This window comes from Treponema bryantii NK4A124, assembly GCF_000421345.1.
In the GTDB taxonomy this organism is placed as follows: domain Bacteria; phylum Spirochaetota; class Spirochaetia; order Treponematales; family Treponemataceae; genus Treponema_D; species Treponema_D bryantii_B.
This window is the reverse complement of sequence record NZ_ATWV01000015.1, coordinates 1-21,390: the sequence shown is the minus strand read 5'-3', so window position 1 is coordinate 21,390 and position 21,390 is coordinate 1. Positions and strand designations below refer to the sequence as shown.

Sequence of the window (21,390 nt, the reverse complement as noted above, 5' to 3'; positions counted from 1 at the left end):
GTGATTGTTATTAATAACCCGGAGCCAGATACATTGGAACAAAGCGGTCTTCTCTGTTCATTGATTTGATTACATCTGCTGGAACTCCCATTTGAGCTGCAGCCTTTGCTGTTTCAAGCTCAAGGGCCTTTCCTGTAAGTAAATCATACATTCCCTGCTTTTTCTGGTATTTAAAAGTTTCAACCTTTATTCCAGGTTTTTTAAGTTCATTTTCTGCAAGGTCTCTAAGCATGTTATCCCAGGAATCAATTGCATCTACCAGGCGTTTTTCAAGAGCCTGCTTTGCTGAATAAAGTCTTCCGTCAGAAAGTTTGCAGCAGGTGTTGTACTGAATGCCACGGTTTTTTGCAACAATTGAAACAAACTGATCGTAACATTCGTCACACATTTTCTGCATGATTTCTCTCTGTTCGTCTGTAATAGGCTCGTTATAGTTGAGCATGTTTTTATTCTTACCCGAATGAATGGTTTCAGATTTGATTCCGAGTCTTTCAAATAAGCCGGTAAGATCAAAAGAAGAACCCATAATTACGCCGATACAGCCGGTGAGGGTATTACGGTTTGCATAAATCTTATTGCCTGCACAGGAAATGTAATAACCACCCGAAGCAGCCATAGGTCCCTGGTATACATAAATTGGACGTCCTGTGGTTTTGTAATCCTGAAGGGCAAGGTAAACTTCATCTGCCTGATAAACAGCTCCACCCGGAGAGTTGATAAAAATTGCAAGAGCAACATTCTTATCATTCTTTTTGAGGGAGTTTATTGTATTCATCAGCCACTTCTGGTTATAAGTCTGATTTGCTTCGGAAATGGTTCCTTCAATGTATAAAGCCGCAATAAATTCTCTTCTGTAAGCTTTTGCTTCTGCAGCATTGTAAGAGTCGGAATCTTCTGCTACACGATATGTGTCTGAAGATGATGCTGTTGTTGAAGAGCTGTTGCCCATGCCCTTAATTGTGTAAAAAGTATATGCACCAACTGCAATCAGGAAAATAATTAATACAATTAATCCAGATTTTGTAGTCTTTTTCATTCTGAAAAATCCTCCGGTTTAATTCTGCCAGATTCAATTGCTTCTTTTACGAGAGAATGATAAGCATTGATGTAGGTCATGTTCTTGTAAGGAGCAAGCCACAATTGAAGAATTCCAAGTGTACAAAGAGAGAGAAGGTCCCAGCCTAAGAAGCTGAGGTACATAACAAATAGATCCCATTTGTGGCCCTTTGTAATTTCCATACTTATGCGCATGGACTTTGTTACAGAGACATCTTTATATTCAACGATTATATAGTACATTTGTGAGTAGGCAATTGCTTTGATAATTCCAGGAATAATAAAGAGAAGAGTCCAGAGAGTAACCCAGAGCAGCTGCCACAATGTAGAAAGTATTGCACGGGCCCAGTTATTAAAGCCTTCTATAAAATCACTAAAACTTACCGGTTCTGGTGAACGTGACATTTTGAGATAAACATTAATTGAAGCCACCGTAAGAATTGCGTCAACAACAGTCTGAATGATGGTTGTAATTAGTGATGAATTTGAAGCTTGAGATGCTGCGGCCAGTCCCTGCCAGTCAAGAGCGAAAAGAGCAGTAAAATAGCCGTTTCTAGACATCTGCAGCATGTCTGGAATACTAAAAATTCTAAGTATAATTGTTACAAAAAGAGTAACAAGGATTGGAACTCCCCAGCGACCAGAGAGCTGTGTTTTTGCAAAGTTCTTATACTTTTTTCGTTCAAACATAGTTTATATTTCTCCAATTTTATTTTTTTATTCTATAATCATAATACTAAATGCAGGATATTTCAAAGAAATTTTGATATAATAATTTGTATATGAATAAGAAATTAATCTGTGGACCAATGGCAACTATATCTCATCCGGCCTTTAGAATTCTTGTAGAAGAGTTTGGAGCATGTGATGAATATTATAATGAAATGATTAATGCCGGTTCTCTTATAAACGATGGTCCCTTTGAAAAATATTATATAAATCCTTATCCAGTGCCGGAAAAACTTGTATGGCAGCTTACCGGCCATGATTGCGCCAGAATGGTTCAGGCGGCTCAGAGACTGCTTGAGCTTCCGGGTATTGGTCTTGATATTAATATGGGCTGCTCAGCTCCGGATGTTTATAAAACAGGGGCTGGAATTGGCTGGATGCTTCGTCCTGTGGAAGAAACCCGTGAAATGATCTGTGAGGTTGGAAAGGTTCTTGCTTCATATAATCGGAATTATCCGGAGAATAAAAAAAGATTTTCTGTAAAGCTCCGGCTTGGTGATGAAAACTTTACTGATGAAGGTTTTTATTCCTTTTGTGATATGCTTGTTGATGCCGGGGTAGAGCTTTTAACCCTTCATCCAAGGACAAAAAAAGAAAAACTTTCCAGACCTCCCCGTTATGCTTATTGCCAGAAACTTAGTGAAAGATATAAAAGTGCCGGAGTAAAAATCTATCTTAATGGAAATATAAAAGACAAGGCTTCTGCAGAATATGCACTTGCGGCTTGTCCGGATGTAAGCGGTATTATGATTTCCCGGGCAAGCGTTCAAAAGCCATGGATTTTTTATCAAATTAATTCAGAAAAAAGTAAAGAAATTAAGGTAGATATGGAAAAAATATGTTATGATTATATAAAGAATGTAGAAGAGTATCAGCCTGCAGAATTTTATAAAACCCGTCTGCAGAGATTTTTTACTTACTTTTGCATGAACTTTCAGTTTGCCCATTATGCTCAGACTCGTTTTGTAAATGCAGCAGAGAAGGGTAATGATGTACTGAGAGAAGAAATCAGGGATTTTTTTGAAAAATGTCCTGAAGAAAAAATTAAAATATATAAATAGGAAGATAATATAAAGATGAGCCAGGCTGATTTGTCAGAAAAAGAATCAGAAGAAAAAGAAAAGGCAGAAACTCAACAAACTCAGAATCCTCAGGAAGCTGAAGAAGCTTCAAAAGACGCTGAAGCTCAGAATGCAGGAGATGGTCAGGAGACAGAGACTGCTTCGGACAGTCAGGAAGTTCTGTCTACTGAAGAAATACAGGATAAAGCGGAAGAGAAGGTTGCGGCAGAACAGGAAGCTGCGGCAAAACCAGTTATTCAGGTTCCTCTTGCTCCTCGTTGTGTAAACCCGATTATTGGAAGAAAAGTATTTTTTGTAAATCCACCGCTGTATGTTGAAAACTATCTGCAGCCGGAATTAAAGCAGCATGAATATGAAGCCTATATCATAAAAGATTATAAATATACAAAGAATGCTTTGAGAATGTTCCCGGATGCTCTTTGTTTTATTTTTATTGATGATGAAATGAGCTATGACGGCTGGTTTAATTATATCCTTTCTTTTCAGCAGGATGAAAAGTTAAAAACTATTTTTGTAGGACTTATGTCTGCAATGATTCCTCAGCCTAAAAGAGAAAAGTTTATGATGAATCTTTCTCTGCCCGGCGGCTTTATAATGCTTAATGAAGTAAAGGGTGCTGAATTAATAAAGAATGTTATTGGAATTCTTGAATTAAACGGTGCAAAAGGAAAAAGAAAATATTTAAGACTTGATTGCGATGAAAGTATTTCCATAAATGGTTATTTTGCAACTCAAACCCAGCTGCTTCAGGTTTCCATAGCAAATATTTCTTCTGTAGGTTTTACCTGCATTTTCCCAAAAAGTTATGGTGCAGTTCTTGCTAAAAAAACGGTTGTTCCAAGTTTTTCCATTACATTAGGAAGACGTTCTATTGCCACTCCTTCCATCGTTTTTGACGTAAAGTCTTATGATAATAATAATTATTTTGCAATGCTGCTCTTTTTAAGACAGGTAGGGCCTGATGACAGAAAAGTAATTAAAAATTTCATTTTTGAACATATGGAAAAGCGCCTGGAAAATTTGATTTATGCAAATCCACCGGATATTGATGATTATCTGGGTAAAACTGCCTTGTCTGAAGAAAAAGATAAAGAGACTGACGAAGCTGTGGATGAAGTTGAAGAAATTGAAGAAGCAGAGGAAGTAGAAGAATCAGGGGTGGATAAAAAGGCTGCTGAAGACAAGCCAACTGAAGAAAAACCGGCCGAAGAAAAAACTGATGAAGCTAAGCCGGCTGAAGACAAGCCTGCGGACTCTTAATCTTTTTGTTTGCATACAATTTCTTTTTATGATAATCTCACATTTACAACTTAAAAGCCATTGGCGGCCTTACCCGGTGCGTCGTGGCGAAAAAATCAAAAACGGCCCACGCCAGAGTCGTAAGGAGATATAAATGGCAAAAACAGAAAACGCAGACGTACACGCATGTACCCTGGACAAAATCATCAGCTTGTGTAAGAGAAGAGGCTTTGTTTATCAGGCTTCAGAAATCTATGGTGGCCAGGCTGGTGCATGGGACTACGGTCCTCTCGGTGTAGAATTCAAAAGAAATATTCAGAATGAATGGTGGCACTACATGACTCAGCTGCACGACGATGTAGTTGGTCTTGACTCTGCTATCTTCCAGCATCATACAACATGGAAGGCTTCTGGTCACGTTGATCACTTCTCTGACCCAATGGTTGACTGTATTGAATGTAATGCACGCCACCGCGCAGATAAATTAATCGAAGACTTTGTTGCAGCTAATCCTGATGTAAATCCTGGAAAACCTGTTGATACAATGACACACGATGAAATGAAAGCTTTCATTGATGCAAACATCAACTGTCCAACTTGTGGAAGCAAGAACCGCAAGTACACAGCCGTTCGCGAGTTCAACCTTATGTTCAAAACCTATCAGGGACCAATCGCAGACGACAGCCATTTGATTTATCTCCGTCCTGAAACATGTCAGGGTATTTTCACAGACTTTAAGAACATTGTTCAGTCTAACCGTATGAAGGTACCTTTCGGTGTTGCTCAGGTTGGTAAATCATTCCGTAACGAAATCATCTTTAAGAACTTTATTTTCCGTACCTGCGAATTTGAGCAGATGGAAATGGAATATTTCTGTAAGCCTGGTACAGAAGACGAAACCTTTGACCGTTGGAGAAAGGACCGCTGGCAGTTCTACTTAAAGTATGGTATTCCAGAAAAGCAGCTCAAATGGCACCACCACGACAAGCTTGCTCACTACGCTAAGGATGCTTACGATATTACTTACAACTTCCCAATCGGATTTGAAGAGATTGAAGGTATTCACAGCCGTACAGACTTTGACCTTTCACAGCATCAGACCTACTCAAAGAAGGATATGTCTTACATCGACCAGGAAGACGGCAACAAGAAGTACATTCCATACGTAATCGAAACTTCTGCTGGTTTGAACAGAAACTTCCTTATGTTCCTTTGCGAAGCATACGAAGAGCAGAATGTTGCAAAGGCAGGCGAGCCTGAAGACTACAGAACAGTACTTCACCTGGATCCACGCCTTGCACCTATTACAGTTGCAGTTCTCCCACTTATGAAGAAGGACGGACTTGCTGAAAAAGCAAAAGAAATCCAGCACATTCTCAAGGAAGACTTTGTAACTGACTATGATACTTCTGGAACTGTAGGTAAGCGCTACCGCCGCCAGGACGAAGTTGGTACTCCATTCTGCGTAACTGTAGACTACGACACAATCCAGGAAAAGAAAGAAGACGGTTCTGCAAACGAGCTTTACAACACAGTAACAGTACGTTACCGCGACTCTATGGAACAGGAAAGAGTTTCATTAGATGACCTTGTTTTCTATATTCAGAAAGCTATTAAGAATTACAAGCCGGTAATCCGCTAAGATATATGGAATACGTTCGTTTAGGAAAAACAGATTTATTGATTTCTCGTGTAGCCTTTGGGGCTATGAAGCTGACCGAAGCCGGTGGCGACGAGTCTGTTGCGCAGCTTGTCCGTAAGGCTTATGAGGAAGGAATAAATCTTTTTGATACCTCGCGCAAAACTCCGGAGAGTGAAAAGCTGCTCGGTGATGCGCTTTATGATATCCGCCGTAACGTATTCCTTTCTACAACCACAGACGCAAAAACTTCTGAGGAAATCAAACGCGATATGGATACAAGTCTTATGACACTTCACTGCGACACTGTAGACTTGTATCAGCTTGAAACTGAGAAGTTTTTGCCGCTGCCGGGTGGGGCAGATAAAATCTACGATACTCTGGCTGACTTTAAAAAACAGAAAATGGCCGGCCACATTGGTATTGTAACCACTAATTTTGAAACTGCAAAAAAAGCCGTTCTTTCAGACTGTTATGAAACTCTTCAGTTCCCCTTTAGTATGATTTCCAGTGATGATACAATTGAACTTGTGAAAATGTGCGAAGAGCATGATGTAGGTTTTATTGCCATGCAGCCTTTGTGCGGTGGGGTAATAGAAAATATTCCGCTGGCCTTCGGCTTCCTCCATCAATATGAAAATGTACTTCCTATCTGGGGAATAAAGAATCAGGACGAATTAAATCAGATTTTATACTTTAACGAACATCCTCCGGTAATAGATGAAAAGTTTCACGAGGATGTAGAAAAAATCAGGATGTTCTTTAACTGAAAATACTGATGTCTACTTCTTCAGTGCCGTCTGCAGAAGTAGAAACAGAATCTGAGGCTTCAGGAACCGCCTGCTCTGATGGCTGAAGCGGATTTTCAGGAGAACTTGTATCAGCAGTATCAGCACTTTCTTCTTCAAGAATTTCTTCTGTATTCTCTGTATCTTTTTTAGCTTCTTCGGAATTATATTTTTCTTTTATAAGTTTAATAATATCTTCTTTTTCCTGCTTTGTAAGGATTCGAAGGATATTAATATTGTTTTCACCAACCTGCAGGGTCTTTAATGAACCATCTGCTTCTTTTTCTGTAAGCAGCTGAACAACAGGAGTTTTTGGATTATCAGGATTAGTATCAATAACTTCAGCAACCTTGCGGTTTGAAAGGTATACAAAGGTTCCGATAGGGTAGAGAGAAACCGTATAGAGAAGGGCCTTAATTACAGAACCATCATAAGCATGTTCTTTATTCTGAATAAGTTCCAGTAAAGCATCAAATGTAGATTTTTCATCTTTATAACTTCGTGGAGAAGAGATTGCTTCGTATGTACAGGCAACTGCAATAATTTTGGCGTTTGAAGAAATTTTATCACCTGTAAGGCGGCGCGGATAACCTGTGCCGTTTTCTTTTTCATGATGCTCAAGAACGCCAAGCTGAACGGAAAGACCAAAATTTAAATCTTTGATAATGGTATAGCCAAGCAATGTATGTTTTGAAATCTGTGCCTTTTCGCGGACAGAAAGTTTCTTTGAGGTCATATAGAGCTGAGGTGGAAGACGGAGCATGCCAATTTCATGGAGAATACTTGTTACACCCAGTTCAATCATCTTTGTTAAATTAAGATGCAGCTGAAGAGCAATTGCAAGACACAAAACTGTTGTCCGCATTGTGTGAATGATAAGGAAGTTGCGGTTTTCTGCTTCGATAGTAGCGTTTACTCTGAGAATGTAGCGTTTATGTTCCTTAATGAAAATGCAGAGGTCCTGAACAGTATCAGAAAGTTCTTCCTGGTCAATTTCCTTATGGGTGGCATAATGTGTGAATACAGATTCAATATAATTCATGTATTCTTCGTAAACTGAATGAACAAGTTCCATTCTGGCCATGTCACTGTTACCGACAGCAGTGTGCTTTGAATCCTCAATGGCCTTTTTTACGTTTACACCAATTTTTTCTTTCTGCTGTTCAGGTTCAACTTCTTCAATACCTTTAGAAACACCAATATCACCACCAAGACTTATTGAGCCGTCGCTGATAACATTTTCAAAACCCCATTGTCTCAAGGCCTTGATAAGATTATCAGTCATTTCTGCAGTTTTTGGCAAAATGAGGAATGAGCTGTCTACCATAAGGTCGCTGGTGTAGGTTATGCCTGCACGAAGCGCACTGATATTAATTGTTTCCATTTTTTTTCGATACTATTCCATTTATTATATCGGCAATTATACGAAAATTCTTTAATTTAATATAGAAGAATATTGAAAAAGATTTAAATAAAAAAAAGATGAAAAGTCTCACACACTTTTCATCTTTTTTAAGCAAACATAGGAGTTAATTATCAGATGTCTGGATGTCGTTACCCACCCGATATTATCACCAACACTATTATTATCGGATAATGTATTTTTGACTTTAGTTTTTTTCTAAAAAAAGATTGACACTAATCAATTTTTTTTAGATTATGTTGTAATTATGAATGAAGATACTATAAATCGTGCTTCGCTTGAAAAACTTTCATTTTCAGACCTTGTGCAACTTGCAGATGAATATGGCGTTGATGTACCAGAAGATCTGGACCGACGCTTTCTTATAGCAGAACTTCTTGAACTTGCAGAAGAATCACATAACAGGGAAGACGAAATGATTATCGCTTCTGAAAGCGATGACCAGCAGCCTCTTGTCCTGAACGGAAACTTTAATGAAACACAGGTTTCATGTGTTTTAAGAAATCCAGCCTGGCTCTTTGTGTTCTGGAATCTTAATGCAAATGATTTAGCAAAAATTGAAGATGATCCTTCATGCAGTTTAAGACTTAGAATATGTTCTCTTTCAGATCCTAAAGATCTTAAACCGGAAGAAGCTTTTGAAGTACAGACTCCAAGTCAGAGTCAGGAACAATATGTTCTTCTTCCTAAGGGAAAAAAATATATAAAAGTTGAACTTGTTTGTGTAACAGGCGGAGCAGGGGAAGTTATAGCATTTTCACCAGTAGTTACAATTCCGCAGGGAGCCTCTGTTGTAAATGATTTACAGCCTGGCCGTGAAGAAGATTTTTCACCTGTGGCTGAGCTTTCAGGAATCAGAGAACTTCTTACAGAACAGTATAAAAATCACAGACATTCTTTTTCATGATCGGGCGGGAGATAAATTATGCAGAAAATATTGAGTATAGTAATAAAGGCTAGTCAGGATTTTATACGACATACAGATGAGGATTTACACGACAATGCACCTGTCCTCAATAATTTTTTTGAATCAATTTCAAATGTGTATATTCCTCTTTTGAGAATGATAGAAAAACTGGAAGAAGATAAAATTCAGTATAGATTTAATCTTGTTCTTCCTCCGGTACTTTGTAATATGCTTTCTGATACTGCCTTGCAGGATGAATATATCAGCTGGCTTGAAAAGCGTAATAATCTTGGAAAGGCAGAGCTTAGAAGAAATAAGGCAGACGAAAAACTCTGTCAGATAATTAACTCAACAATTGACGAAAATAAAAAGCTCATCGCAGATTTTAAGGATAAATACCACAAAAATCTTATATCTGTATTTGCAGAATATATGAATAAAGGCTACATAGAAATAATGGGTACCTGTGGTACTGATATTTTTATGCCTCACTATGCAGATATGAAGGAAATTATTTCTGCACAGATTGAATGCGGCCTTCACGCTTACCGTCAGTACTTTGGAATTATGCCTGAAGGTTTCTGGCTGCCTGCTATGGGATATACTCCTGGAATTGAAAAACTTATCCGCGCTTACGGCTATACATATACAATCCTTGATTCAAGAAGTATTCTCTTTTCTGAAAAAGTTCCTGAAACTGGTATTTTCTATCCATGCCGTACAGATAATTCTCTTGTAGTATTTGCCAGAAACCGTGTTATTGATTGTGAACTTTTTGGAGAAAATGGAATTATTTTCTCTGAATGCTATAGAAATCAGAACAGGGATATCGGTTACGAGCTTCCTATGGAAAAGCTTTCTTCTTTAATTGATAAAGATGGAATCCGCTATTCTACAGGTTTTAAGTACTGGAACAGATGTTTTAAAGACAGTGGATGCCTTTATGATAAGGAATGTGCCCTCGAACAGGTAGAAAAAGATGCACAGGCCTTTATTGACAAGAGACTTGAAACTCTTACAAAAGCAGAAGAACTGCTTCCAAAAAACAACTTTGTTTCAGAAATCTGTACACTCGATATTTCAAAATTAAGTAAAACCTGGAATGAATGCATTATGTGGCTTGAAGCTGTAATCAGAAAAGCCGATGCAGCAGGACTTTCTGTTCTTTCATGCGATAAAATGTGTGATGAGCAGTACAATCTTGAAAAAATTGAACCATATTTTTCTGCAGGCAGTGGTGCAGGTTATGGTGAAAACCTTCTTTCAAGCAAAAACTGCTGGATGATGCGCTATATCCGCAAAAGCTGCGAGCGTATGATTGACCTTGCAGGCCGTTTTCCAATGGATACAGGACTTAAAACCCGTCTTTTGAATCTTGGTGCAAAGGAACTTATGCTTGCTCAGAGCCTTAATCTTGCAAAAATGATAAACCGAAGTGAATTCCCTCAGTTTGCAGAAAAGCGTTTTAAGGAATCTATTGCAGCCTTTACTTCTGTTTTTGATTCTCTTGGTTCAAATACAGTAAGTACAGAATGGCTTACAAGACTTGAAGCACGAGATTCTGTATTCCCATGGATGAACTATAGAATTTTCTGTAAGAAACGTTAATCGAGCATTAATCGAGCTGCAGACTTTCCTGAATCATCTGGAACATTTCAATCTGATAACGGGCGCTTTGAATACCCTGAATAGCCGGGTCAAAGCGCTTGTTTAATTTAAGGGCTTCCTGCCATACAAGAATTGCATCTTCCCACTGTGCGTCTGCATAATATTTAAGACCCATTTTATAATACTCGTCAACCTGTGCGTCTGTTATACTGCGACCTTTATCGCCAAGAAGTATTTTAGCTGAAAGGCTTATGCGGTTAAGAGGGGCAAGGGAAGTAGTTAGGTCCAGAGTATAATTAAGATTTAACCTGATTTTTGCAACTTCAAACTCAAGCCCTGTGCTTATTCGTGGGTTTGCACCTTTTAGTGAGAAACCGGCAAGAAGTGAAACAAAAGATGCAAATTGAATGGAAACACCTGTGTTGAAGTATGGAATCAGATAAGTTCCTATATCATCAAGATTTAGCGGCTGAACAAAATCTGCAGAAACTGTAACAGGCTTAATAAGTTTTACTGAAATTCCTGCTGCGATTGTGGCAGGAAGTGGATCGTCCTTTTGCAGCTGACTGCCGAACCCCGTTAGTGAAACTCCGAAATTCTGTGCTGAAATTCCAATTCGGACATTTGGATCTCTTGAAGAATAAAATTTCAGGAAATTAAACTGCATCATAATTCCAAAATCTGCCATTATGGAAAGTCCGCTTTGTTCAAGCCCAGAACCGGAGATAATGGCTCCTGTATCGTTGTCTGTATAGGATGGCATGCCGCGCCAGCCACTTTTTACTGTAAGCCCCAGGGCCAGTCCCTTAAAATCGTATCCGGCAAGAAGGTTGTATGAAACATTTAAGGCGGCAAAAGTTTCTGTATAATAATTTCCTGCGACTCTGTCTCCAAATAAATCGTATTCTGTAAAAGGCAGGTAAAAGCAGGATACGTAACCACCATAGCTTAAGTGAGGAATATTCTTAAATCTTGTTGTGTAGGCCAGTGTTTCAAGCTTAGAATCAGCAATCCAGGAGTTATGAAAGAGGGCAACCTGTGTTTCTTTCTGGATTGAACCTGCCGCAGGATTATATCTTAAATAACTTATATCATCACAAAGACCTGTATAAGCGTTACCTAAACTTTCTGTACGTCCACCAAAAGGAATTAATAATGAGCGGAAGGATGTAGTACCTTCGTTAGGGTCTACGAAAGATGCAAATAAATCTCCAATTGCGGAAGTTGCATCTGTAAGCGAAAGCCCGTGAGCTTTTGTATTGAAATTACAGATACAGAAAAGAATGAGAAAAACTGGAAATGTTCTTTTTCGGGTAAAAAAGCCCTTTTTCTTCATGTTCATTTTATTTTTCGGAATTTTAATTCTTTTCTATAAGTATAATATCTTATTTGCCGAAAATAAAATATAATATAAATGATGAAAAGGAAAATTGTCCTTATTTCTGCAATTATGATTTTTCTCGCTACTCCCTGTGCTTTTGCCCAGAAATCACAGGAAAAGGATGATTTGTCTCTTTTTGAAATTGACCGCTTGATTCGCCGCACAGAATACGATGAAGCCTTAAAACAGCTTAATATCTACATCGAAAAAAATCCTGAAAAATTTGATGCTGCCCAGACCCGAATTAAGCGTATCATGCATGCGAGAAATCAGTATTCAATTCTTGCAGAAAAGCTTATCAAACTTATTCAGACAGATCCTGGAAACAATAAAGAGATTTACGAAATTACAGCCCAGCTGGAAAAGTTCGAAAAGCATCCTTCTGACCAGAACCTGCAGTTTATTGCAGACTTGAAAAAATCTGCAGAGTTCAACTACTTCCGCGCTTTATTCCTCGAAATTCAAAATGCTACAGCAGACCTGTCTCACAAGGGCGACTACATAGCCGCTGTTGAAAAAGCAAAGGAAGGCTTCTGGCTTTACCGCGATGACTTTTATGAAACTCAAGAAGAAAATGAGGCGATTATAAGTGCCGTAGACAAAACTCTGGCAGAACTGGACCTTCGCATTTCCGAGTTTGAAGAGAAGAACTATCTGCCGCGCTTTAATACTGCTGTAAGCGAGTTTATAAAAGCGGTGAGGGCAGAGCAGTATGATCTGGCTGTAAGCAGGCTTACGGAAGTTGAAAATTATTTCAGAAATTATAATGAACTTCGTAATGGAATTGTTAAGGCTGGTAATGATCTGCAGGCAGAGTTTGCCGAAGTTCAAAAGCTTAATTCAGATTTAACAGATGCTTCATTTTTGCCTTTTATGTTCCGTTTTGTTTTTGGAGTTGAGTCTGTACCTGATTCAGGAATTCTTGGCGCGGTTAATAGCCAGTGGAACGATGCTGCCGGCCGCATGAACGAAGCTGTTTATTCTGTTCTCCTGAAAAAATACGGTACTTATGAAACAGAAATTAATGCCGGACTTGTAAATGAGGTTTCCCGCTATAGCGGCCTGGAAAAACGTGTTCTGGATATTTATAAGATTGCTGAGGCAAATCCGTCTGCAGGACATAATATTCAAAATCCATACCAACCTTATTATGATATCTGTAATTACGCTCAAAATCTTTGTACTAATGCTTTGAGACTTTCCGGAGTATATACTCAGGTACGCAATACAGGAGCAGAGCAGGAAAAGACCCTTGCAAAAATTACAAATGGAAATGCCGAGGCTTCAGAAATCCGTGCCCTTTTTGATTCCAGCAGTCAGCTTTCTAAGCTTATAGGCGACAAGGAAAGCCAGAAACTGGAAGGCTTTGACTGGACGCTTGCTTACAATACAGCAGCAGAACAAGCCGGCCGCCGAGACTTTGACGGCCTTTCAAATCTCTATTCTCAGATGCTGGATTCAGTTTTCACAGATACAGCTGCAATCTTCAACCGTTCCTGGACAGAAATTACAAATTACTATAAGGCTAGCTCTGATTCCGTATATCAGAATGCCCTTGCTTATTATAATTCTTCGGAAAAATACAGGGCTGGTTTTTTTACAAAGATTCCTCAGAATGTACTTGCAGAGCTGAGAGCTGATATTTCAAAATCTGTAGTATACGAAGATACTTTCAATCAGGATCCTGAACTTGATTTTGGTATTTATTACTCTTACCCGGATCTCGCAATTCAGATTTCAAATTATACTCAAACCTCAGCACAGAATGGTATAAAGACAATTGATGGTTATGAGGCAATTATTGTAGAAAACTATGGGGCTCAGAGTCAGACTGTAGAAGGTGCTCTTGAAGTTGACGGTCTTATTGCAGAAACAAGAGCTTCCCTCGAAGAAGACAGACAAAAGCTTCGCAGTCTTATTACAGATGCTCAGAATCAGGTTGCAGTGGCCCGTCGTCAGATGAATGCCGCACAGCTTGCCCGTAATGAAGCTGATATCCGCTTTAATGAGGCTCAGAATGCCCTCCGCAATAATGATTTTGATACTGCCCGAAAAAAACTTCAGGATGCACTTTCAAAATACGATGAGTCTCTTACAAATCAAAATGATGAAGTGCTAAGAAGTGAAACAGACCGCAAACTTCAGGCTCTTGGTGAAAATATTGCCAAGGCAGAAAACGAAGTTGTTGTCCGTGAGGTTCGTGACCTTAAGACTCGTGCCAAAGATGCATACTTTAACGGGCGTTTTGATGATGCGGAAAAATATCTGAACCAGGCTAAGATTCGCTGGGCAGTTACCAATGTTGATGAAGATGAAGAAATTACAAATCTTTTAAACTTTGTTAATACTGCAATTTCCATGAAGACAGGACGTGAGATTCTTCCTTCGGCTCCCCAGTATCCGGAAATGTCCCAGCTCTTAAACATTTCTTATCAGTATTTTGATGAAGGTTCAAGAAAGATAGGGGAAGGAAACAGGGCGGCCGGAGAAGCAGACCTGGCTCTTGCTCTCGAAAGCATTCAGAAGCTGCAGTATGTATATCCTCTTAATCAGGAAGCTTCAATTCTGACACTGCGAATAAACAGGCTTTTAGATCCTAAAAAGTTCAGCGAAGAATTTGCCCAGAAAATTGATATGGCAAAAATGATGTGTAAGAGTAAGGATACCCAGCAGGAAGGTTATGCAAATCTTCTTGATTATTATCAGCTTGATCCAAATTATAAAGGCTTAAAGGATTTAATTTATCAGGTAGAAATTGATATTGGAATTCGCCAGAAGCCTGTAAGTAATAGCGGTGCAAACCGTGCAAAGAGACTTGTGGCTGATGCACAGAAAATATATAACTCTGCCGGTAATGACCAGGCTAAGCTTCAGAATGCCCTTTCTAAGATAGACGAGGCTCTGGCTCTTGTTTCTGATAATCAGGAAGCAATGGCTTTAAAAGACAGAATTACCACGAAAATTGGTGGTAATACGGCAACTGTTCTTTCAACAGAAGATGAAAGACTTTATCAGCTTGCAATTCAGAGACTTCAGAATAATAATGTAGTAGGCGCGAATGCTATTGTAGAGCAGCTCTTGAAAAAGCCGCAGAACGGTAATTCGCAGAAGATAAAGGATTTGAAGAATAAGATTGAGGCTCGAAGTTAGGCAATGAAAAGTTATGCAGCGTTCTTAAAGAAAGTATTATTCCTCATAATTCTGTCTCTTGCAGGAGCCTGCTTGCAGCCTCTTTTTGCCGCTGATTTTTACTGGGAAAATCCTAAGGTCATTACCGATACAGATTCCCGCTTCCCTGTAACTATTCCGGCAAGCGACGGAAAATCTACCTACTTATTCTGGCAGGAAGTAGACCAGGCTAAGAGACAGATTTATATTTCAGCCCGCCGATATACATCGTTAAAAGATTATTCAGAAAACAGACGTTTTGCAGGGCCTTTTGCCTATTCTGGTGACGAAGTTCCTGATATTTATACTGCAGCAGTATTAAAAAAGGGAACTGTTGGTGTTGCAGTCATGACAGGTCTTTCTAATCTTGCGGTTTATGTTTCAAGTGATCAGTGTAAAAGTTTTACCGAAACAAAGCTGCCTTCAACTTCTTCTATTACAGTTGCACCTCGTATTTATGCAACCGGTTCAGATACTTTCCGCATTTTCACTTCTGTTGGTGAAGAAAATTCCTTTTCTATTTTTTCTTCTGATTCTTCAGATGGAATTAAGTGGCAAAAGTTCAGTCAATTCCAGCCTGCGGCAAATTACAGAAACCCTTTCATTCCGGTTCTTCTGCATTCTTCCTTTGGAGATATTGTGGTTTTCCAGGCCCAGTATACTTCGGCAGAAACTAACAGACTTTCCTATCAGCTATATATGACAGTTGATTCCGGCAAGGGCTGGTCAAATCCTGTGCTTGTTACAGACAGAAGCTCTCTGCCTGCCCGCGGTGGTAAACAGTTTCATGAATATCAGAACCAGAGGCCGGGACTTTATGAATTTGACGGGCAGGTTTACCTTACCTGGGAAAGAACAGATTCTGTAAACTCTTCTATCTGGGTTGAAAATCTTACGGCTGGAGGAGTTGTTGCAGGCAGTGCAGAGGCTCTTACAAATCAGGGTAGTGCAAACAGACCTGTTATGTTTACCTATAACGGCAGTCTCTATATGACCTGGTTTGATACAAGGCGGGGCCGGGAATCTGTTTATATGGTAAAAAAGAACGGAAGCTACTGGAATGAAACAAGCCTTGTCGAAGACCGTAATTCTAATCTTTTTGCCTATCCGCTTTTGACGGCAGAAGGGGGGACTGACGCTGGCGGTGAGGCAGATGGCGCTGCAAATGACGCGGCAGAAAACTCTGTTCTTTCTTTTATATGGCAGCAGACTAATACTGCTTCAAAGCATTCTATTGCAATCCTGTCTCCGGATAAATCTGTTTTACCACCGTCATTTACTCCGCTTTCTTTCCGTAAAGGAAAAAGCTCACGGGCTGAGGATGTGCAGATACAGATTAACTTCCCTGCAGACTCCTCAAATATTTCCGGCTATTCCTATACCTGGTCTCATGAAGATGATTATGGCAGCAATGAACCGCTTAAACAGATTGAACATTTTACAAAAGAAAACAAGCTCCGTCTTAAGGCTGTAAAAGACGGTATGTATACTTTAAAAGTTAGGGTAGCAGACTATGCAGGTAACTGGTCAGACATTGGTTCTATAACATATCATCTCGATCTTACACCCCCTATACCTCCAAATCTCACATTTACAAATGTAGATGCCTACGGATTTATTGATTCGAATAATTACAGCTTAAAATGGGATGCCTCAAAATCTGAAGATACAGCAAGTTATCTTTACAGAATTGATTATTTAGGTTCTATACCAAAATCAATTTCAGTTTCTAAAAAACATCCGCTAAGGCTTTCTGCAAGTCAGACAGAAGAGATTCGAGATAGTCTTCTGCAAAAATATGAAAGTTCTCTTACTGCCAGCCGTCGCATGAATTCTTCTTCAGCGGTTTCAACCAGATTACTAACTACCGGTCGTTATTATAACAGACCTAATGGCGTTTACATTCTTTCGGTTTCTGCAGTTGATGAAGTTGGAAATATAAGCCAACCGTCTTCGGCTCTGTATATCTTAAATAAATTTCAGCCTTCAACATATGTTACTTCTATCGAACAGAAGAAAAACGATATGGGCGACAGCCAACTCGTTATTAACGGTGGCGGCTTTACCTATGACGGAAGAGTTCGCGAGATTTATATTGATGCAGACGGTCTTGCTCCATACGATTTAGTTCTTACAGCAGATGATGGTAAATTCCGTGTTCAGTCAGACAGCCGTATTTCTTCAGTACAGCTTGGAAGCGACCTTGATGAAGGTAAATACAAAATTGGTCTTTTGCATACAGATAGAGGGCTTTATTTTACAGGTACAATCCTCACAATTTCGCAAAACGGTACTATAAAAATTGAAGCAGAATATCAGCCGCAAAGCAGATTGTCTTCAAACTTCAGACATTACAAATACAAAGTTGCAGTCAGTCTGATTATTGTATTTGTAATTCTTATGATAATTGTAATTACAGTTATCTTTATTGCGATAAATATTTTCCAGAATATACACGAAAAAAATCTAACCAATAGCGAAATTAATTCGCTGTTCACAGGAGCTGCCATGCCTTTGAAGAAACTCAGTAAAAATTTCCGCAGGTTACCAAGCCTGAAGAAAAAACTTATCGCCTTTACTTTCTCACTTGTTATTGCGGTTGTAATAGCCGTAAGTCTTCAAAACGGTTATAAGGTTGTAAGATTACAGGAGCAGACTATGGCAGCCGGTCTGCAGAACCGAACAGAGGTACTTCTGGAAAGCCTTCATTCCGGTGTAAAGAATTTCTTCCCGGCAAACAATCTTCTTGAGCTTACAGCACTGCCTGCTCAAAAGGATGCCATGAGTGAAGTAAAATACGTAACGATTACAGGTCAGCAGTTAGATTCAAATTCTGCAGATAATCTTAATTATATCTGGGCAACCAATGATCCGGATATTGGTGAGAAAACAGGAAGTTATACCCTTATTTATGGAGAGTCAGAAATTCAGGAAAAAGTAATTCTGGATCTGACGGCAAAATTAAAAGATCTTGATAAAGAAATTGACGCTGAAGTAAAAGAACTTTCTGATAAAATTGACAGTCTTTCCCGTGATGCGGAAGCTCTATATGCATCTCCGGTAGAAGAAGATGCTGCAGAAGCAGAAAGGCTTTCTGATGTAATCGTTGAATTAAGAAATCAGCTTGATGCCCGCCTTGCAGAATATTCAAAAGCAGCATCCGGTTCTTTCCCTCAATTTGATACGGAAAATCTTGACCGCACGAATACAGATTATATTTTCTATCGCCCGGTAATGTATCGTAAGGGAACAAGCGGAAACTATATTCACAGTGTTATTTATCTGGAACTTTCTACACAAAGTCTTATAGACAGTCTTAACGCAGAAATCAGAAAAATAGTTTTATTCTCTCTGATTGTTGCAGTTGCTGCTGTTGCCTTTGGAATTGCAGGTGCATACCTTTTTGCTTCCCTTATCGTTCGTCCGGTACAAAAGCTGGAAAAGCATGTAATTATGATTGGTCAGACAAAAAATAAGATTAATCTGAAGGGAAAGGATGTTGAAATAAAATCAAAGGATGAAGTAGGGCGCCTTGGTGATGCAATCAATAACATGACTCATGAGCTTGTTGCAAATGCGGAAGAAGAAGCGCTTGCAATGGACGGTAAGGCAGTACAAAAGGCCTTTCTGCCGCTTGAAGCCTTAGGTGCAAATAACAAAAATACCTTTGCAGAATATAAGGATAATGAACTTGAAGCCTTTGGTTACTACGAGGGTGAATCCGGTGTATCCGGTGACTATTTTGATTATAAAAAGCTTGATGATACCTGGTTTGGAATTATCAAATGCGACGTTTCGGGACATGGTATTCCGGCGGCAATTATCATGACGGTTGTTGCTACAATCTTCCGCCGTTACTTTGAAAAATGGTCCTACGCTAAAAACGGTACTCACCTTGAAAAACTTGTAGAGCAGATTAACGACTTTATTGAAGGACTTGGACTTCGCGGTAAGTTTGCAACACTTATTATCTGTCTATTAAATGTAAAGACAGGCGAGCTTTATATGTGTAATGCCGGAGATAATCTTGTTCATATTTACGATGCTGCAACTCATCAGCTTAAACTTTTGACACTTGCTTCGGCTCCAACTGCAGGTGTATTTACTTCTGACCTTGTTGCAATGCGTGGCGGCTTTGTTGTTGAAAAGACCATTCTTAATCATGGTGATATTCTCTATCTTTATACTGACGGTATTGAAGAGTCAACACGTCGTATCCGCGAGCTTGATTACACGGTAAGACAGAATGAAGTTGAAGTTAAGAAGATGAATCCAAAAACTCACGAAGAAGAATCTGAGTTTAAGATGGAAGATGCAAAAGAAGAGTTTGGACCGGATAGAATCAAGCAGGCTATCGAGGCAGTGTATAATAAGCGTAAGTTTATACTAACAAAACTGGATAATCCTGCTACTGGTGAAAGCCTGGAATTTGATTTTTCTAAATGCGAAGGAAGCGTTTCAGAATCTATTCTTGCACTTGCATCTCTCGAAAAGGTATTCCGTCTTTATAAATCACCTGCAGTACAGCAGACAGATTACATAAAGATTGATAAAAAGATTGACGAATTCCTTTTAAAATACTTTAATATGTATGATTACTATGCGGCTCATAAATCAGAGGATTCTGCCGGTACTAACTATGTAGATTACGACCAGATGCTTGAAGATGAGCAGTCCGATGACTTAACCTTGCTTGCAATTAAGAGAATTTAAAAGAGGGGTAGAAAAATGAATGTAGAAGATTTTGGAAATAAGGTAAAAGATTTATTCTCTCGTGGAACTCAGGCCTCTAAGGAAGCATTGTCAAAAGCCGGAGATAAGGTTCAGGATTTTACTGATAAAAGCGTAACAAAAATTGAGATTCATAAACTGGAAACAAAACGAGACTGCAAGTATGAAGAAATGGGGCTCAAGCTCTCTCAGATGCTTCTTGAAGGTGCTTCAATTACAAGCTCAAATGCAGAAGACATTAAGATTTTGAATGATATTCAGGAAGAAATAAAGAATCTGGGTGAACAGATAAAAGTGAAGGAAAGTGAACTTTAATAATAATACCACACGGATTGGATTTTGCTAACGCAAAATCTATAGTTATAAAAATGAAATGCCGTTAGGCATTTCGAATCCGTGTGGCATTTATTTTTAACGCTGTTGACTACTATCGTGCACTTTTTTATATACTTCTTCGCCGGCAAGAATCCTTACTAATTCCATAGCAAATTCTTCTGCGGCGCCAGGTCCGCGTGAAGTAACTAAATTTCCATCAGTAACAAATACCTTATTGCTATAACCGCTCTGATATTCAGGCTTTGATTCGCCTTCCATATCAGGATAGCAGGTCCATTTTTTACCGGCAGGAATTTTTGTCTTTCCAAGAACAACAGAAGGTGCTGCACAAATTGCAGCAACCAGACGTCCAGCATCCCAGGCCTTTTCAAGATGAGCAAGAAGAGTAGTGCATTCAGAAAGATTAATTGCACCTTTGCCGCCACCCGGACATACTACGCAATCAGGAATTGAATCTCCGAACTTCTTCATATAAGAATCCAGACTCATATCCATAATCATTGGAACATTGTGTGAGCTTGTAACAATCATAGTATCATTAAAAGGCATTCCCTTTACACCAACAGTTATAACTTCAACGCCGGCGCGTCTCAAATAATCTACAGGCGAAAGAGCCTCAATATCCTCAAATCCATCAGCAAAAAATACAGCAGCTGTTTTCATTTTTATCCTCCGCATTCATTATATATTGTTTAACAAAAAATGTAAAAAAAAATCAAAAAAAAGCATAAAAATCACGTATCAGCTATTGACGAAAAGTTTAGAAAGAAGTATATTCATTTTCACCGTCGCAACACAGCGGCGCTGCTCTTTGACAGATCAGGGAAGGAAATAACTGACTAAATAATTTTTTTAGTGTTTTTACCATAAAAACACAACCCGCGAAACAGACACGCAAGGTGTCATTCCGAACTTGTTTCGGAAATCTAAGTTTCGATTGTAAATCAATTCAGCAAATATTCAGCTGGTTTTGAACAATTTATGTGAAATCATTACCCTTCGGGGTATTGAAATAATCATGGAGAGTTTGATCCTGGCTCAGAACGAACGCTGGCGGCGCGTCTTAAGCATGCAAGTCGAGCGGTAAGATTGGTGCTTGCACTAATCCTAGAGCGGCGGACTGGTGAGTAACGCGTGGGTGACGTACCTCTGTGACGGGGACAGCTCCTAGAAATAGGAGATAATACCGGATACGCTGCATGTTGTCAGAGGACATGCAGGAAAGGATCTTTTGATTCGCACAGAGAGCGGCCCGCGTACTATTAGCTAGTTGGTGGGGTAACGGCCCACCAAGGCGACGATA

The 21,390-nt window shown here is 39.2% G+C and carries 14 protein-coding genes and 1 rRNA gene; 10 read left to right on the top strand and 5 right to left on the bottom strand.

Annotated features, from left to right (window positions below; translation table 11 throughout):
* Positions 1–10: 10 nt before the first annotated feature.
* Positions 11–1,036, bottom strand: coding sequence for a signal peptide peptidase SppA (sppA, locus tag G626_RS16720; protein ID WP_022933232.1), 1,026 nt, complete (start codon positions 1,034–1,036; stop codon positions 11–13).
* Positions 1,033–1,746, bottom strand: coding sequence for a DUF975 family protein (locus tag G626_RS0113035; RefSeq protein WP_022933231.1), 714 nt, complete (start codon positions 1,744–1,746; stop codon positions 1,033–1,035). The genes sppA and G626_RS0113035 overlap by 4 nt, the downstream gene beginning before the upstream one ends.
* 92 nt (positions 1,747–1,838) lie before the next feature.
* On the opposite strand from G626_RS0113035, the gene G626_RS0113030 reads away from it, so the two are divergent.
* The 4 genes from G626_RS0113030 (at position 1,839) to G626_RS0113015 (ending at position 6,515) form a co-directional block, all read left to right on the top strand.
* Complete coding sequence (locus G626_RS0113030) at positions 1,839–2,846, top strand: tRNA-dihydrouridine synthase family protein (protein WP_022933230.1); 1,008 nt, start codon at positions 1,839–1,841, stop codon at positions 2,844–2,846.
* 15 nt (positions 2,847–2,861) lie between these two features.
* Positions 2,862–4,127 carry a hypothetical protein gene (locus G626_RS0113025; RefSeq protein WP_022933229.1) on the top strand — a complete coding sequence of 422 codons (1,266 nt, stop codon included), beginning with the start codon at positions 2,862–2,864 and terminating at the stop codon, positions 4,125–4,127.
* Positions 4,128–4,260: 133 nt separating this feature from the next.
* Positions 4,261–5,748 (top strand): glycine--tRNA ligase, encoded by a 1,488-nt coding sequence (locus G626_RS0113020; RefSeq protein WP_022933228.1) that lies wholly within the window; start codon positions 4,261–4,263, stop codon positions 5,746–5,748.
* A gap of 5 nt (positions 5,749–5,753) precedes the next feature.
* Positions 5,754–6,515 (top strand): aldo/keto reductase, encoded by a 762-nt coding sequence (locus G626_RS0113015; RefSeq protein WP_022933227.1) that lies wholly within the window; start codon positions 5,754–5,756, stop codon positions 6,513–6,515.
* Here G626_RS0113015 and G626_RS0113010 read toward each other — a convergent pair.
* The gene (locus G626_RS0113010) at positions 6,508–7,917 is read right to left on the bottom strand and encodes an HD-GYP domain-containing protein (RefSeq protein WP_022933226.1); all 1,410 of its coding nucleotides are present in this window, start codon (positions 7,915–7,917) and stop codon (positions 6,508–6,510) included. The genes G626_RS0113015 and G626_RS0113010 overlap by 8 nt on opposite strands.
* Positions 7,918–8,203: 286 nt before the next feature.
* Here G626_RS0113010 and G626_RS0113005 point away from each other — a divergent pair, with 286 nt between their 5' ends.
* The gene (locus tag G626_RS0113005) at positions 8,204–8,863 is read left to right on the top strand and encodes a DUF4912 domain-containing protein (protein ID WP_022933225.1); all 660 of its coding nucleotides are present in this window, start codon (positions 8,204–8,206) and stop codon (positions 8,861–8,863) included.
* An 18-nt stretch (positions 8,864–8,881) separates the two neighbouring features.
* Complete coding sequence (locus G626_RS0113000; protein ID WP_022933224.1) at positions 8,882–10,471, top strand: 1,4-alpha-glucan branching protein domain-containing protein; 1,590 nt, start codon at positions 8,882–8,884, stop codon at positions 10,469–10,471.
* Positions 10,472–10,478: 7 nt separating this feature from the next.
* Here the strand turns inward: G626_RS0113000 and G626_RS0112995 are convergent, their stop codons facing one another.
* The gene (locus G626_RS0112995) at positions 10,479–11,813 is read right to left on the bottom strand and encodes a UPF0164 family protein (protein WP_022933223.1); all 1,335 of its coding nucleotides are present in this window, start codon (positions 11,811–11,813) and stop codon (positions 10,479–10,481) included.
* A gap of 72 nt (positions 11,814–11,885) precedes the next feature.
* On the opposite strand from G626_RS0112995, the gene G626_RS17700 reads away from it, so the two are divergent.
* From G626_RS17700 to G626_RS0112980, 3 genes are read left to right on the top strand one after another with little or no spacing between them, the layout of a single operon-like run.
* On the top strand, positions 11,886–15,002 hold the full coding sequence (locus G626_RS17700) for a hypothetical protein (protein WP_196800496.1): 3,117 nt from the start codon (positions 11,886–11,888) through the stop codon (positions 15,000–15,002).
* 3 nt (positions 15,003–15,005) lie between these two features.
* On the top strand, positions 15,006–19,733 hold the full coding sequence (locus tag G626_RS0112985; protein WP_022933221.1) for a SpoIIE family protein phosphatase: 4,728 nt from the start codon (positions 15,006–15,008) through the stop codon (positions 19,731–19,733).
* Between the two features lie 15 nt (positions 19,734–19,748).
* Positions 19,749–20,066, top strand: coding sequence for a hypothetical protein (locus G626_RS0112980; protein ID WP_022933220.1), 318 nt, complete (start codon positions 19,749–19,751; stop codon positions 20,064–20,066).
* Positions 20,067–20,162: 96 nt separating this feature from the next.
* Here G626_RS0112980 and G626_RS0112975 read toward each other — a convergent pair whose 3' ends face one another.
* Positions 20,163–20,750 (bottom strand): DJ-1 family glyoxalase III, encoded by a 588-nt coding sequence (locus G626_RS0112975; RefSeq protein ID WP_022933219.1) that lies wholly within the window; start codon positions 20,748–20,750, stop codon positions 20,163–20,165.
* A 352-nt stretch (positions 20,751–21,102) separates the two neighbouring features.
* Between G626_RS0112975 and G626_RS0112970 the strand changes: the two genes are divergently transcribed.
* A 16S ribosomal RNA gene (locus G626_RS0112970) occupies positions 21,103–21,390 on the top strand; the annotation flags it as partial.